At 75.3% G+C, this 13,615-nt stretch carries 16 protein-coding genes; 10 read left to right on the top strand and 6 right to left on the bottom strand.

The annotated features are described in order from the left end of the window. Positions 1-4 precede the first annotated feature (4 nt). Both QFZ62_RS15045 and QFZ62_RS15040 read right to left on the bottom strand, forming a co-directional pair. A complete protein-coding gene (locus QFZ62_RS15045; RefSeq protein WP_307507385.1) occupies positions 5-1,738 on the bottom strand; it encodes a carboxylesterase/lipase family protein in 1,734 nt (577 codons plus the stop codon). Positions 1,739-1,760: 22 nt separating this feature from the next. Further along, the gene (locus QFZ62_RS15040) at positions 1,761-3,344 is read right to left on the bottom strand and encodes a CYTH and CHAD domain-containing protein (RefSeq protein ID WP_307507381.1); all 1,584 of its coding nucleotides are present in this window, start codon (positions 3,342-3,344) and stop codon (positions 1,761-1,763) included. A 103-nt stretch (positions 3,345-3,447) separates the two neighbouring features. On the opposite strand from QFZ62_RS15040, the gene QFZ62_RS15035 reads away from it, so the two are divergent. Then, on the top strand, positions 3,448-4,635 hold the full coding sequence (locus QFZ62_RS15035; RefSeq protein ID WP_307507378.1) for a YihY/virulence factor BrkB family protein: 1,188 nt from the start codon (positions 3,448-3,450) through the stop codon (positions 4,633-4,635). Here the strand turns inward: QFZ62_RS15035 and QFZ62_RS15030 are convergent. From QFZ62_RS15030 to QFZ62_RS15020, 3 genes are all read right to left on the bottom strand, one after another. Continuing rightward, complete coding sequence (locus QFZ62_RS15030; RefSeq protein ID WP_307507374.1) at positions 4,580-5,599, bottom strand: NADP-dependent oxidoreductase; 1,020 nt, start codon at positions 5,597-5,599, stop codon at positions 4,580-4,582. The genes QFZ62_RS15035 and QFZ62_RS15030 overlap by 56 nt on opposite strands. A gap of 181 nt (positions 5,600-5,780) precedes the next feature. After that, a complete protein-coding gene (locus QFZ62_RS15025; protein WP_307507372.1) occupies positions 5,781-6,740 on the bottom strand; it encodes an NmrA family NAD(P)-binding protein in 960 nt (319 codons plus the stop codon). Then, the gene (locus tag QFZ62_RS15020) at positions 6,737-7,342 is read right to left on the bottom strand and encodes a MarR family winged helix-turn-helix transcriptional regulator (RefSeq protein WP_307507369.1); all 606 of its coding nucleotides are present in this window, start codon (positions 7,340-7,342) and stop codon (positions 6,737-6,739) included. Before QFZ62_RS15020 ends, QFZ62_RS15025 begins: the two co-directional genes overlap by 4 nt. Positions 7,343-7,380: 38 nt before the next feature. Between QFZ62_RS15020 and QFZ62_RS15015 the strand changes: the two genes are divergently transcribed. After that, the gene (locus tag QFZ62_RS15015) at positions 7,381-8,604 is read left to right on the top strand and encodes an epoxide hydrolase family protein (protein WP_307507366.1); all 1,224 of its coding nucleotides are present in this window, start codon (positions 7,381-7,383) and stop codon (positions 8,602-8,604) included. Positions 8,605-8,622: 18 nt separating this feature from the next. Here the strand turns inward: QFZ62_RS15015 and QFZ62_RS15010 are convergent, their stop codons facing one another. After that, positions 8,623-9,315 carry an SDR family oxidoreductase gene (locus QFZ62_RS15010; RefSeq protein WP_307507363.1) on the bottom strand — a complete coding sequence of 231 codons (693 nt, stop codon included), beginning with the start codon at positions 9,313-9,315 and terminating at the stop codon, positions 8,623-8,625. Between the two features lie 163 nt (positions 9,316-9,478). On the opposite strand from QFZ62_RS15010, the gene QFZ62_RS15005 reads away from it, so the two are divergent. The 8 genes from QFZ62_RS15005 (at position 9,479) to QFZ62_RS14970 (ending at position 13,494) form a co-directional block, all read left to right on the top strand. Next, the gene (locus QFZ62_RS15005; protein WP_307507360.1) at positions 9,479-9,829 is read left to right on the top strand and encodes a hypothetical protein; all 351 of its coding nucleotides are present in this window, start codon (positions 9,479-9,481) and stop codon (positions 9,827-9,829) included. A 122-nt stretch (positions 9,830-9,951) separates the two neighbouring features. Then, positions 9,952-10,410, top strand: coding sequence for an Hsp20/alpha crystallin family protein (locus tag QFZ62_RS15000; protein ID WP_307507357.1), 459 nt, complete (start codon positions 9,952-9,954; stop codon positions 10,408-10,410). Between the two features lie 99 nt (positions 10,411-10,509). Further along, complete coding sequence (locus tag QFZ62_RS14995; RefSeq protein WP_307507354.1) at positions 10,510-10,827, top strand: hypothetical protein; 318 nt, start codon at positions 10,510-10,512, stop codon at positions 10,825-10,827. 1 nt (position 10,828) lies between these two features. After that, positions 10,829-10,984, top strand: a complete 156-nt coding sequence (locus tag QFZ62_RS14990; protein WP_307507349.1) for a hypothetical protein — start codon at positions 10,829-10,831, stop codon at positions 10,982-10,984. 101 nt (positions 10,985-11,085) lie between these two features. After that, a complete protein-coding gene (locus QFZ62_RS14985; protein ID WP_307507346.1) occupies positions 11,086-11,361 on the top strand; it encodes a hypothetical protein in 276 nt (91 codons plus the stop codon). Between the two features lie 4 nt (positions 11,362-11,365). Next, positions 11,366-11,659 (top strand): hypothetical protein, encoded by a 294-nt coding sequence (locus QFZ62_RS14980; protein ID WP_307507343.1) that lies wholly within the window; start codon positions 11,366-11,368, stop codon positions 11,657-11,659. Between the two features lie 58 nt (positions 11,660-11,717). Then, positions 11,718-12,614, top strand: coding sequence for a glucose 1-dehydrogenase (locus QFZ62_RS14975; protein WP_307507341.1), 897 nt, complete (start codon positions 11,718-11,720; stop codon positions 12,612-12,614). A gap of 148 nt (positions 12,615-12,762) precedes the next feature. Continuing rightward, positions 12,763-13,494 (top strand): hypothetical protein, encoded by a 732-nt coding sequence (locus QFZ62_RS14970; RefSeq protein WP_307507338.1) that lies wholly within the window; start codon positions 12,763-12,765, stop codon positions 13,492-13,494. Positions 13,495-13,615 lie beyond the last annotated feature (121 nt).

Below are 13,615 nucleotides of genomic sequence, written 5' to 3'. Positions count from 1 at the left end.
CCGGTCAGATGTGCGGGACGAAGTCGCGCCAGGCGACCCGGCGGTCGGCGTGCGGGTCGTGCTCGACGCGGTCGACCACGTCGAAGACCAGGGTGGCGCGGCGCCGGGGGCCGCGGTCGCGGATGCCGCCCGGGCGCACGCGCGCGGGGCGGGGGCCGGATCCGGGGCGCGACGGACCGCGCTCCCCCGCTGCGCCCGTGCCCGCCGTGCGGTCGTCGGCCTCCTCGAGGTCGCGCAGCGCGTCCTCGTCGTCGCCCACGTACGCCGGCCAGGACTCGTCGACCGAGCCGTCCTGCGCGAACCGGAGCCAGGCGATGCGCATCCGCTCGCCGGCGGCGACGAACGCGCGACGGCCGCCGAGCAGGGTCATGCCGCGGCCGACCAGGGAGTCCATCCGGTCGAAGAGGGCGAAGAGCTCGAGGCCGTGCGTGGCGTCGAGGCCCATGAGGCGCACGAGCCGGGGCGCGATGTCGAACCGGTAGAAGTGCACGGGCGCGTAGCGCGCGTGGCGCTCGGCGACCTTGACGGACGGGAACCAGAAGGCGTAGTCGCCGCCGAAGTCGAGGGCGGCGCGGCGCTTCGGCAGCCCCGGGTAGAGCGCCGCCAGCTCCTCACGGTGCTCCTCGTCGGTCTTGGCGAACACCGCCTCGATGCGGCGGGGCGTGGTCGCGAGGATGTCGAGGCGGCCCGTGAACAGCGACCCCTCGCGCTCGTTGGTCCCGATGATGAGCGGCACGCGGGCTGCCCGGCCGTGCTTGAAGGCGTCGAGGGGGCGCTCGGGCAGCACGTCGCCGTCGATCACCGGGCTGAACGTGATCGTGCCGGGCTCCTCGTCGGGCGTGCGGACCATGAGCTCGTTCGCCGCCGTCGCGAGGGTGGAGGAGCTGGCGGAGGTGAGGAGGCGGACGGCCTCGGCGTCGTCCGGCGCGCGGCCCGCCCGGTCCGCGAGGATCCGCACGAACTGCTCCGCCCACCTGGCCGTCTGCTCCGACGGGTAGATGGCGTTGGTGGGCGAGCTCTGCGCGATGGCGCGCGCGAACAGGCCGTGCGCCGACGGCACCGCCATGAGGGTCGTGACGGCGTTGCCACCCGCGGACTCGCCGAAGACCGTGACGTTGTCGGGATCCCCGCCGAACGCGCGGATGTTGTCGCGCACCCAGCGGAGCGCCTGCACCTGGTCGCGGAGGCCGAGGTTCGACTCGATGGGCCGCTCGGGCGTGGAGTACCGGCTGAAGTCGAGGTAGCCGAGCGCGCCGAGGCGGTAGTTGAAGCTGACGTAGACGATGCCGCCCTGGCGCACGAGGCCCTCGCCCTGCACGGGGTTCTCCCGCGATGATCCGACGACGTACGCGCCACCGTGGATGAAGACCATGACCGGCCGCAGCTGCGACTCGCGGTTCACGCGCGCGGCGTCGGGGCTGAGCCCGGACGGCGCGATCACGTTGATCGTGAGGCAGTCCTCGCCCATGGGCGTGCCCTGCGGCGCGCCCAGGAACGCGCCCGCGCTGACCTGCGGCGCCACCTTGCCGAAGTGCTGCGCGAAGCGCGCGCCCTCCCAGCCGACGACGGGCTGCGGGGCCCGGAAGCGGAGGTCGCCGCGGGGCGGGGCGGCGAACGGGATCCCGCGCCACGCCTCGACGCCGCGCTCGCGCACGCCGCGGACGGTGCCGCCCGTGACCCGCACGTCGAGCTCCGACGGGTCGTACGCCGGGGTCGGCGGTTCGGCGTCGGGGGTCACCTGACGAGTCTACGAGCCGCCCTCACGCTCCCGGGACGGCGGTGGCGAGCAGGCGCTCGAGCGCGCGCTGCGCCCGCCACAGGGCGGACTCGGTGCGCAGCCGCTCGGCCTCGTGCAGCACGCCGAGCGCGAAGGAGTCCTCGCCGCGGGCCGCCAGGCGCTGCGCCTCCTCGCGGAGGACGCGCTGCATGGCGATGCCGTCGCGGTGCTCCCCGAGCTCGTCGTGCACCTCCTCGGCGGCCGTCGCGAGCCGCAGGGTCTTCCGCCCGAGGACCGCGACCGTGCGCCCGCTGACCTCCTCGGCCGCGTAGCGGAGGCGCTTCGCGGCCTTGCGGACCTCGTGCAGCGCCTCGATGCGCGCGGTCTCGCCGACCGCCTCCTGCGCGATGGCGGCGCGGCGGCCGACGCGCTCGGCGTCGCGGCGGAGCGCGCGGTGCAGGGCGGGACCCGCGGGGGCGCTGGCGTCGTGCGTGAGCGGCGGATCCTGCACCAGGGCGTCGAGGGAGTCGAGCAGCTGGACGTAGCGCGCGGACGAGAGCGCCCGGACGACGCGCTCGCGGGCCTGGTGGTAGCGCTCGTCGAGGACGTCGTGCAGGGCGTCGCCCACGTGGTCGGGCACGGTCGCCGTGTCGTGCTCGACGACCGACCAGACGACGCGGTCGCGCAGCACCTCCATGTCGCGGGCCTCGCCGAGCACGGTGCCGAGCGCCGTGAGCTCGGCGCGGATCGGGGCCGTGGCCGCGGGGTCGATGACGTCCTGGTGGGTGCGCAGGGCGCTGCGGAGCCGGCGGACGGCGACGCGCATCCGGTGGACGGAGTCGTGCTCGTCCGCGCGGACGTGCGGGTCGGCGGCGACGAGGTCGCGGACGCCGCGGGCGAGGACCGCCCGGGCGACGTCGGAGGCGGGGCCGTCCTTCGTGAGCGCGGCGGGATCCGGCAGCGCGGGACCCGCGGGCGCCTGCCGGCCGAGCGCGTCGGCACCGAGCGCGCGGGCGAGCTTGGACGCGCTGTCGGAGGGGCGGCCGCCCGCGTCGAGGACGTGCTGCTCGATCCGGTCGAGGAGCGCGGTGCGCTGCTTGCGCTTCGCGGGCGCGTCGGGCAGCAGCTCCACCTCCCACTCGTGCCAGGCGCGCACGATGCCGCCGCGCACGTCGGATCCGGTGACCCGGTCGTCCGCGAACTCCGCGACCGCGCGGCCGTCCGCGTCGTGCAGCGTGACGACGGTGCGCACGGTCTCGAGGCGCGCGAGCGGCGTGAGCTCGCGGCCGCGCACGTGCACGGCCACCGCGTCGAGCACGGCGGGCGGCACGGCGCCGTCGCCGTCGTCGCCGTCCGCGAGGGGCCAGCCGAGCTCCGTGCGGCCCTCGCCGCCGTCGGCCGGGAGCTTCACGTGCCAGCCCGCGTCGTGCCCGCCCTCGCGGCGGCGGAGGATCATGCGGCGGGCGGCGAGCGCGTGGTCCGCGGTGTCGAGGTACACGGCCACCAGGGTGACGGGCTCCGCGGGCCGCGCCTCGGCGATCCCCTCGATGCCGGCGAAGGCCGGGACGGGCACCCCCTCGGGGACGTCGTACTTGCGCTCGATCTCGACGGACTCCGTGTGCACCATGCCTCCCTGTGTAGCGCACCCGGGCGGGTGCGCCTAGCCGTCGGGGCGGGCGCGCCTCGCCGCCGGGGCGGCCGGGCGGTGGGCGTGGGTCAGACTGGCGGGCATGCCCCACCGCGCGACCCGCTCCGACCCCGACGACGCGGACCCGCAGGACGCGCTCGTCGAGGCGGCCCTCCACCGGCGCCAGCCCATCGGCCGGGAGCTCGGCTGGTACGCCTGTCGACGCGCGGTCTACGGCTTCATGAAGCACCGCGGCATCGACGCGGCCGCGAGCCTCACCTTCTACTCCACGCTCTCGCTCATCCCCGCCGCGGTCGCGGTGCTCAGCCTCATCGGCCTGGTCGGCGACACGCGCGCCGGCGTCGAGGGCGTGTTCCGGGTCCTCACGGCCGTGCTCGGCGACCCCGCGGTCGACGTGATCCGCGACCCGGTCGAGCAGCTCGCCGACGGGCCGCGCTCCGGGCTCGCGTTCGGCATCAGCGCGCTCGGCGCCCTGTGGACGTCGGCCGCCTACGTCACCGCGTTCGGGCGCGCCATGAACCGCGTCCAGGAGACCGAGGAGGGCCGGCCGCTCGTGAAGTACCGGGCGCTGATGCTCCTGGTGACGATCGCGCTGCTCGTCGTCAGCGTCGTGATGGTGGGCATGCTGCTGCTCACGGACGAGGGGGCCCGGGCGCTCGGCCAGCACCTCGGGCTCGGGGACACGACCCTCGTGGTGTGGGCCGTCGTCAAGTGGCCGCTGCTCGTGGTGCTGCTCACGGGGATCATCGGCGTCCTGTACGCCGCGACCCCGAACCTGCGGCGCCGTCGCGTGGACCTGCTCACCTGGGGCAGCCTCGTGGCCATCGTCGCGTGGGGGCTCGGCACCGCCGGGTTCGTCGCGTACGTGACCACCATCGCGAGCTACGAGTCGACCTACGGGGTCCTCGGCGCGGTGATCGTGCTGCTGCTCTGGCTCTACATCGGGAACCTGTCGCTCGTCCTCGGCGGCGAGCTCGACGTGGAGATCCTCCGCGCCCGGCAGCTGCAGGCGGGCATCGCCGCGGAGCAGGCGCTGCGGCTGCCGGTGCGCGACACGACGCGGGCCGAGCGGCTCGCGCGCCGCCGGGCCCTCCTCGAGGACGAGGGGCGGCGGCTGCGCGAGGCGCGGGTCGGGAGCGCGGACGACGCCCGCGAGGAGCGCCGGGCGGACGCGCCGCCGACGCTCCCCGAGGACGACGCGCGGGAGGTGCGGGTCAGGCGGAGGCGCGGGTCCGCACGACCATCTTCCCGACGTTCTCGCCGCGCATGAGGCCCGTGAAGGCGTCGAACGCGCGGTCGATGCCGTCGATCACGGTCTCGTCGGCCCTGATGCGGCCCTCGGCGAGCCACGGGCCCATCTTCGCGGCGAACTCCGGCGCGAGGTCCTGGTGGTTGCCGAGGGTGAAGCCGCGGAGCGTGAGGCCGCGCGTGACGATGCGGCCCGTGTTGCGGATCGCGACCTCCTCGCCCGTGGAGTTGTAGGTCGAGATCGAGCCGCAGTTGGCGACGCGGCCGCCGTCGCGCAGGGCGCCGAGCGCGGCCGAGAGGTGGTCGCCGCCGACGTTGTCGAAGTAGAGGTCGATGCCGTCGGGCGCCGCCTCCGCGAGCTTCCCCTCGAGGTCGCCGCCGTGGTAGTCGAACGCGGCGTCGAAGCCGAGGTGCGACGTGAGGCGCTCGACCTTCTCCGCGGATCCGGCGCTGCCGACGACGCGCGAGGCGCCGAGGAGCCGGGCGATCTGGCCGACCATGGACCCCACGGCCCCGGCCGCGCCGGAGACGAACACGACGTCGCCCTCGCGGATGGAGGCGATGCGGGCGAGGCCGACGTAGGCGGTGAGGCCCGTGAGGCCCAGCACGCCGAGGTGGGCAGACGACGCCACGCCGGGGATCTCGGGGACGGGGCGGAACGCGCCCGCCTGGCCCTGGGCGACGTCGCGCCAGCCGAGGCTGTGGCTGACGAGCGTGCCGACGGCGAGGTCGTCGGAGCGGGACTCGACGACGCGGCCCACCGCGGATCCGGTCATGGCCTCGTCGAGGCCGAAGGGCGGGATGTAGGAGGGGACGTCGTTCATGCGGCCGCGCATGTAGGGGTCGACGGAGATGTACTCGTTCTCGACCCGGACCTCGCCGTCCCGCAGGTCGGGGAGGTCGACCTCGACGCGGCGGACGTCGTCGGGGGTCGGCTCGCCGGTGGGGCGCCTCGCCAGCTGCCACTGGATGCTGCGTGCGGTCATGGGTCTCCTTCGCTCGGGGTGCGGGCGGTCGGACGGCCGCCCGCGGCGCTCGTGGCGCGGAGCCATCCGACCACCGCCGCCTGGACGCGGCACCCAGCGAGCCGTGGCCTCGGGACGGGGCGGCCGGGCGCGTCGCGCGTCCGCGACCCCCGGCCGCTTCCCCTCCCTGCCCCGGCGACGCCTACGCGGCCGGCGCGGTCCCCCGCTCGGCGACGTGGGCGGCGAGCACGTCGCGCACGCCCGTCCACGACAGGTCGCCGAACCGCTCGCGGTCGACGTGCCGCAGCTCCGCCTCGCCGCTGTACATGCTCACGAGGTACTGCATCCCCTGCCAGGCGGGGAAGGTCTCCTGCTCGTCCCGCGCGACGCGGCGCATGGCCTTGCTCGCCGCGGCGAGGACGCCCGTGGTGCCGGCCCACTGCAGCTGGAACGGCGTGCCGGTGATCTCCGTCATGATCCGCGCGAGGTCGCGCGCCGTGACCCGGTCCCCGGCGACCTCCACCACGCGGGGCGCGTCGTCGTCGAGGGCGACGAGCGCCGTGACGCGCGCGGTGTCGTCCTTGGTCGTGAAGTCGAGCACCTGGTCGGCGGACGACCAGTAGAGGACCCGGTGCCGGTCGAACAGGACGATGGGGGCCTGGCCGGTGAGCATGTCGGCGAACGCGCCGTTGAGCACGGAGGTGACGCGCACGGGAGCGGCGTCGAGGTCGGCGGCGAACTCGCGGCGCAGCTCGAAGTTGCGGTTGCTGCCGGGGGTGACGCGGCGGTAGTCCGAGGAGTAGTCGGACGGGATGAAGCGCGGGACGCCGGCCGCGACGGTCGCGGCGAGGAGCGCGCGCTGGGCCCCGACGATCACGGAGCGGGCGCCGCTCACGGCGGAGACGACGACGCGGGCGCCGGCGACCGCGCGGATGAGCGCGGCGCGGTCCGTGTAGGCGGCCTCGACGACCTCGACGCGGGGATCCTCGCCCCACGCCTCCGCCGCGGCCGAGCTGCCCGGGCGGGTGAGCACGCGGACGCGGGCGCCCGCGGCGAGGAGCTCGCGGACGATGCGGCGGCCGAGGTCGCCGGTGGCGCCGGCGACGACGACGGGGCCGGACGGGGATCCGGATGCGGGGGTGGTGGGGGTGGGGATGCTCACGAGTGGTCTCCGTCTCGGGGGGTGCGGCGCGCCGGTCGGCGCGAGCGGTGGGGGGCGGCGACGGGCTGCTCCATCGGCTGCCCGTCGGGGAGGCAGGCGGCGGCGTCGCCGGCGCCGAGGGCGACGCGCGCGAGGAGCCGCCGGAGCGCCGTGCGCTCGTCGGGGTCGAGGTCGCGCATGAGGGCGTCCTCGACGTCCCCGAGGGCCACGCGGGCCGTCTCGAGCAGGGCGCGTCCGGCGTCGGTGGGCACGACCTGGCGGATGCGCCGGTCCCGCGGGTGCGGCTGCCGCTCGACGAGGCCGCCGTCGGCGAGCGCGTCGATGACGTAGGTCATCTGCGTCTTGTCGATGCCGAGGCGCTGCGCCAGCGCGAGCTGCGAGGTGGCCTCCTCCGTCGTGATCGCGACGAGCACCTGGTAGCCGCGCGGCCCGCCCGGCACGTCGGCCACGGCGGTCTGCGCCGTGCGCGCGAAGCCCTGGTAGACGGCCTGGATGGACCAGCCGAACTGCGTCTCGATGCCGCCCGATCCCCAGTCGATGCCGGTGGCGTCGTCGGCGGCGCGGTCGTCGGCCCGGGGGGCGGGGGCGGCGGAGGAGGTCATGGGGAGATCGTATCCCGCCCAGATCGTCTTATGTGAAGATGATCTCTGAGCGCACGCACCTGCTGCGCATCAGCACCCGATCGGAGCCGCGCATGTCCGCCATCACCCCCTTCCGCCTCGACGTCCCCGAGGCCGACCTCGACGACCTCCGCCGCCGCCTCCTCGCCACCCGCTGGCCCGAGCCCGAGACCGTCGGCGACACCGGGCAGGGCCCGCAGCTCGCGCGCATGCGGCGCTTCGTCGAGCGCTGGGCCGACGGCTACGACTGGCGCCCGACCGAGGCGCTGCTGAACGGCTGGGGCCAGCACATCACCGAGGTGGACGGCCTGGGGATCCACTTCCTGCACGTCCGCTCCCCCGAGCCCGGCGCGCGGCCGCTGCTGCTGACCCACGGCTGGCCGGGGTCGGTGCTGGAGTTCCGGCACGCCATCGGCCCGCTCACCGACCCGGTGGCGCACGGCGGCTCCGCGGAGGACGCCTTCCACGTCGTGATCCCGAGCCTCCCCGGATTCGGCTTCTCCGGGAAGCCGACGGGCACGGGCTGGGGCGCCGGGCGCACCGCCCGCGCGTGGGCCGAGCTCATGCACCGCCTCGGCTACGACGCCTGGTACGCGCAGGGCGGCGACCTGGGAGCGTCCGTCACGTCCGAGCTCGCGGCCCTCGAGGCCGCGGAGGGGATCGGGCTCCGGGCGATCCACCTCAACATGGCGCCCTTCATGCCGACGGACGACGAGATGCGCGACGCCACCGACGAGGAGCGGCGGATGATGGCGGAGACCGGGCACTACTGGCAGCAGCTGTCCGGCTACTCGCAGATGATGTCGACCCGGCCGCAGACCGTCGGGTACGGCCTGCAGGACTCCCCCGCGGGTCTCGCCGCGTGGATCTACGCGATGTTCCAGGACGTCGGCGGGTCCCACGACGAGCACGGCGACGCCGAGGCGCTCTTCGCGCTCGACGAGATGATCGACGACGTGATGCTGTACTGGCTGCCCGGCACGGCGGCCTCCGCGGCGCGCTTCTACTGGGAGTCGGCGCAGGTCGGCTGGGCGACGCCGGGCACGATCGACGCGCCGATCACCATCCCGACGGGGCTCAGCATCATGCCGGGCGAGTACGTGCGCCGCTCGCGCCGCTGGGCGGAGCGCCGGTACACCGACCTCGTGCTGTTCAGCGAGGTCGCGCGCGGCGGGCACTTCGCGCTGCTCGAGCAGCCGGGGCTCGTCGTCGACGACATCCGGGCGACGTTCCGCGGGCGCTGATCGGCGCGGCCCGGCGGGTCAGCCCCCGAACGGCCGCAGCGACACCGACTCGAGCGTGCCGTCGCGGGTCTGGTCGACGACCAGGCGCACGGCGCGCGCGACGGACGCGGGCTCGAGGTAGCGCGCCGCGTCGTACTCGCCGCCCTCCTTGGCGCGGAGCTCGCGCTGCATGTCGGTGGCGACGCGGCCCGGGTGCACGCTCGAGACGCGCACGCCGTGCGGACGCTCCTCCTCGCGGAGGGCGTCGCCGAGCGCGCGGAGGGCGAACTTGGATCCCGCGTAGACGCCGCCCGTGGGGTTCGCCGTGAAGCCGGATCCGGAGTTGACGAGCACGACCTGCCCGCCGGCCGCCCGGAGCGCGGGCAGGAGGATCCGCGTGACCTCGGCGACCGCGAAGACGTTGACCTCGAACACGCGCCGCCACTCCTCGACGGGCGTGCGGTCGACGGCGTCGCCGCCGATCACGCCGGCCGAGTGCACGAGGACGTCGAGCCGGTCGAGCGCGGGGACGAATGCGTCCAGCCCGCCCGCGGCGAGGTCGGCCGCCCAGCCGACGGCGTCCGGGAGGGAGGCGGCGAGCGCGTCGACGGCGTCCCGGTCGCGCCCGTGCACGATGACGCGATGGGTGCGGCCGAGGTCCTCGGCGATCGCCCGGCCGATGCCGCGGGTGGCCCCGGTGACGAGGGCGACGGGGCGGGCGGTGTCGGTCATGGGTCCTCCTGGTGGCCGGGCCTCCAGGCTACCCACGGCGTCCCGCCTCCCCGTCCGGGGCGGTCCGAGGCGGTCCGGGGCGGTCCGGGGCATGACGTAGCGTGAAGGGGACCCGGTCGCGAGGCCGGGGTCCCCCACCCCGACCGCCCGAGAGGATCCGCCCGTGCACGCCCGCTTCCCCGCCAGCCTCGAGGTGCTGCGCCAGGAGGCCCGCGACGAGCTGGACGCCGTGATCGAGCACCGCTGCCGGAACGGGGACGACCCGTGGGAGGTCATCCCCGAGCTGCCCACCGTGGACGAGCACGTGGTGGCGACCCTCCGCCAGGACGCGCTCGAGGCCGCGGGGCTGGCGGAGGAGCTCGCGCGCGTGCGCCATCCGTCGACCGCGCCGGGCGTCGTCGCGCGCTTCGAGTACCGGCTGCTGCGCGGGATCGCGCTGGAGCACCCGGACCTCTCGCGCGCGGTATGGACCCTCATCGGCCGCATGGAGCGCGACCTCCGTCGACGCGCCTGAACCGGTGATGAGAGTGACATTCGCCCTCGGCGAACGGCTTGGCACTCGCCTGCTCGGAGTGCTAATGTCGACGTAGTTGAGCCGAGTGGGCTCAACCCCACAGATCATCAGAGGAGTCGAGCATGAACATGACCTTCGATCCGTTCCGCGAGCTGGACCGCGCCATGGGCGCGCTGGCCGAGACCCGCCAGGCCAACCGTCCGATGCCCATCGACCTGCACCGCGAGGGCGACACCTACGTGCTGGCCGCCGACCTGCCGGGCATCGACCCGGGCTCCGTCGACATCGACGTGGACGGTCAGCTGCTGACCATCCGCGCGGAGCGCACGCTCGCCGGCGACCCCGGCGTCCGCTGGCTCACCCGCGAGCGCGTGGCCGGCACGTTCCTCCGCCAGCTCACGCTCGGCCAGGGCATCGACACCGAGCGCATCTCCGCGCACTACGCCAACGGCGTGCTCAGCGTCACCATCCCGGTGAGCGAGCGGGCGAAGCCGCGCAAGATCGCGGTGACGTCCGAGGAGCCCCAGGGCCAGGAGGCGCGCACGCTGACGGTGGAGCAGGGCGCGCCCGCCGCGAGCTGACCCACCCGGTGCCCGCCGGCACCCCACGACGAGGAGCCGTCGTCCGCGGAAGCGGGCGGCGGCTCCTCCGCGTGCACGGGTCGCTCGTAGGGTGGGAGCATGAGCGACCGAGAAGACCAGGCAGACGGCATCCGCACCGGGCGCGGCCCCGGCGATCCCGACGGGCTGGTGACCGTGGACGACGTGGTCTCCCCCGCCGGCGACGACGCCCCCGCGGGCACCGGCGACGCCGTCCGCGAACCCGACGGCACGACGTACGGGCACGCGGAGGAGGACACCCTCGAGGTCGAGGACGCGGATCCCGCCGACGCCGAGTACCCCGCCGTCCCCGACAACCGGGCGGTCACCGCCGCCGACTCGCACATGGGCGCGCCGGCGGACGACGCCGCGGGCCACGTCGACCCCGAGGGCCGCTGACGTGACGGATCCCGGCGCGCGCGAGCACACCCCGACCCCGCTCGCCGAGCCCGAGCCGATCGACGCGGACTCGGTCGCCACCCGCGCGGAGGCAGAGGAGGAGGACGCCCGCGAGGACGAGCCCGACCCGTTCGGCGAGGGCCCGGACGACCAGTAGCGCGGCCCTCGGGAAGCGGGTCGGCGGCGTCCGCGGACCGTTCATGGGCGTTTGCCGGATGCCACCCCACGCCCTTGGAGGGCGAGCGTAGCGTCGAGCGCATGGACACCGACTACCCGCACCTCGAGCCCTCCGACACGCTCCCGGACAGGGACTTCACCTCGCCCAGCGAGGACGACACCAAGGTGCTGCAGGAGCAGCAGATCTCCGAGAGCGACGCCGTCTCGCCGGACGCCCCCGACGCCGAGGACGACGTGCAGGTGCTCCCCGGCTCCGGCGGCCCCGACGACGTCGGCGAGATCGACGTCGACCCCGACGAGCTCAACCTCAGCGGCGACTCGATCCCCGGCCACCCCAAGCCCGAGGCCGGTGAGTGACCCGATGACCGACGCCACCTCCACCACCCCCGGTGACGACTCGACCGGCGACGACACCGCGCTCGACGTGGTCGGCATCGACAAGGAGACGGTCGTCAACGACGCCGTCGCCGGCGAGACCGTCCTCCCCGACACGGACGAGCCCGTCGAGCAGGTCGACGACGACGACGCCGTGATGGGCGCGAACGCCGAGCCCGAGGCCGACTCCCTCGGCGTCGACGGCGAGGCCGAGCCCGCGCTCGCCCCCAACGACCTCGCCGGCCAGGACATCGACCTGGACGACACCCCGCCGAGCTGACGCCGGCACCCGCACCGCATCCGCACGCACCCACGCAGATCCAGCACGAGGAGACCCCATGAGCGACGACCAGTACACCTTCCAGGACCCCGCCGCGATGTACAGCGGCATCGACACGACCGCCCAGGAGCAGGACGGACCCGGCCTCGACGCCGACCTCCAGGAGACCGCGGACCGCGGCGAGAAGAGCTACCGCGGATCCGGCCGCCTCGAGGGACGCAAGGCCCTCATCACGGGCGCCGACTCGGGCATCGGCGCGGCCGTCGCCATCGCCTTCGCCCGCGAGGGCGCGGACATCGCCCTCTCCTACCTCCCCGAGGAGGAGGAGGACGCGAAGCAGGTCGTCGCCCTCATCGAGGAGGCCGGCCGGAAGGCCGTCACCATCCCCGGCGACATCTCCACGGCCGAGTTCAGCCGCGAGCTCGTCGCGAAGGCCGTCGAGGGCCTCGGCGGCCTCGACATCCTCGTGAACAACGCGGGCAAGCAGCAGAACTTCGACACGCTCGAGGAGATCTCGGACGAGGAGTTCGACGTCACCTTCAAGACCAACGTCTACGCGATGTTCTGGATCACGAAGGCGGCCCTCGCGCACCTGAAGCCCGGCTCCACGATCATCAACACGTCGTCGATCCAGGCGTACCAGCCGTCGCCGAACCTCATCCACTACGCGACCACCAAGGCGTCGATCAACGCGTTCTCGAAGGGCCTCGCGCAGCAGCTCGCGCCCAAGGGCATCCGCGTGAACGTCGTCGCGCCCGGCCCCGTGTGGACCCCGCTGCAGACCGCCGGCGGCCAGCCCGCCGAGGCGCTGCCGTCGTTCGGCGAGGACACCCCCCTCGGCCGCCCCGGCCAGCCCGCCGAGCTCGCCCCGGCGTTCGTGTTCCTCGCCTCGCCCGAGTCGAGCTACGTCATCGGCGAGACGCTGCACGTCAACGGCGGCATGCCCACGCCGTAGCGGACCGCGCCTCCCGGCGCCGCACGCCCCGCACGCCCGACGCCCGGGTCGACCGCACGGTCGACCCGGGCGTCGTCGCGTCCCCCGCCGTCTGCGCCTCCTCGACCGCGGCCGGGACGCCGGAGGCGCATCGGAATAGGGTCGAGCGATGACCGACATCCCGGCCCGCGTCGGCGGGAACGTCCTCGCCGCCCTCATCCGCGCCGTGCGGCTGGTCCGCCGCCCCCGTCCTATCCACCCGGCCGGGGTCGCCCTCGCCGGCACGCTGACGCCCGTCGCCGGTCGCGCGGCCTCCGGCCTCGCCTGGCTCGACGGGCTCGACGCGCCGCTCGCGATCACCGCCCGCTTCTCGCGCGGAGCCGGGACCCCCGCCGCGCTCCCCGACGTGCTCGGGCTCGCGCTGCGGATCCCCGACGGCGGCGACACGACCGTCGACGTGCTCGTCTCCACGACCGGCATCGGGTTCCCCGGCCGCTTCCTGCTCCAGCCCAGGCGCTCCCTCTCCGGCGCCCGCATGACGACGCTGATGCCGTACCGCGGATCCACCGGGCCGGTGCTCCTCGGCGTGCTGGTGGACCAGGATCCGCCGCTGCCCGCCGGCGCGGAGGACCTCGGCCGCGCCCTCGCCACCCGACGGCTCGGGCTCCGGCTCGTCCACGCGACGCCGCGCGGACTGTGGCACGTGGCCGCGCGCATCGAGCTGACCCACGACGCCACCGGCCCGCTCGACACCGCCACGCGCGTCGACCCGGTGCTCGCGGCCCCGCCCGGCGACACGACGTACGCCTGGGCGCGCCGCCTCCGCGCCCCCGCCTACCGGGACGCGCGGCACGGCGCGCCCGTCTCCTCGCGGCACCCGGCGCGCGATCCCGACGCCTGATCCGGAGCCCTCCCGGTTACGCGGCACTGGCCATCAGGCCGCCCGGCCTTGCCGTCGCGCCCCGAGGGGCGTTGCCTGGGGGAAGAGCGTCGACGCCGGCGCCGATGAAGAACGGAGATCC

Origin of the sequence: Clavibacter sp. B3I6 (assembly GCF_030816895.1) — a bacterium.
Taxonomy (GTDB): Bacteria; Actinomycetota; Actinomycetes; order Actinomycetales; family Microbacteriaceae; genus Clavibacter.
This window is presented reverse-complemented; position numbering and strand designations above follow the sequence as displayed.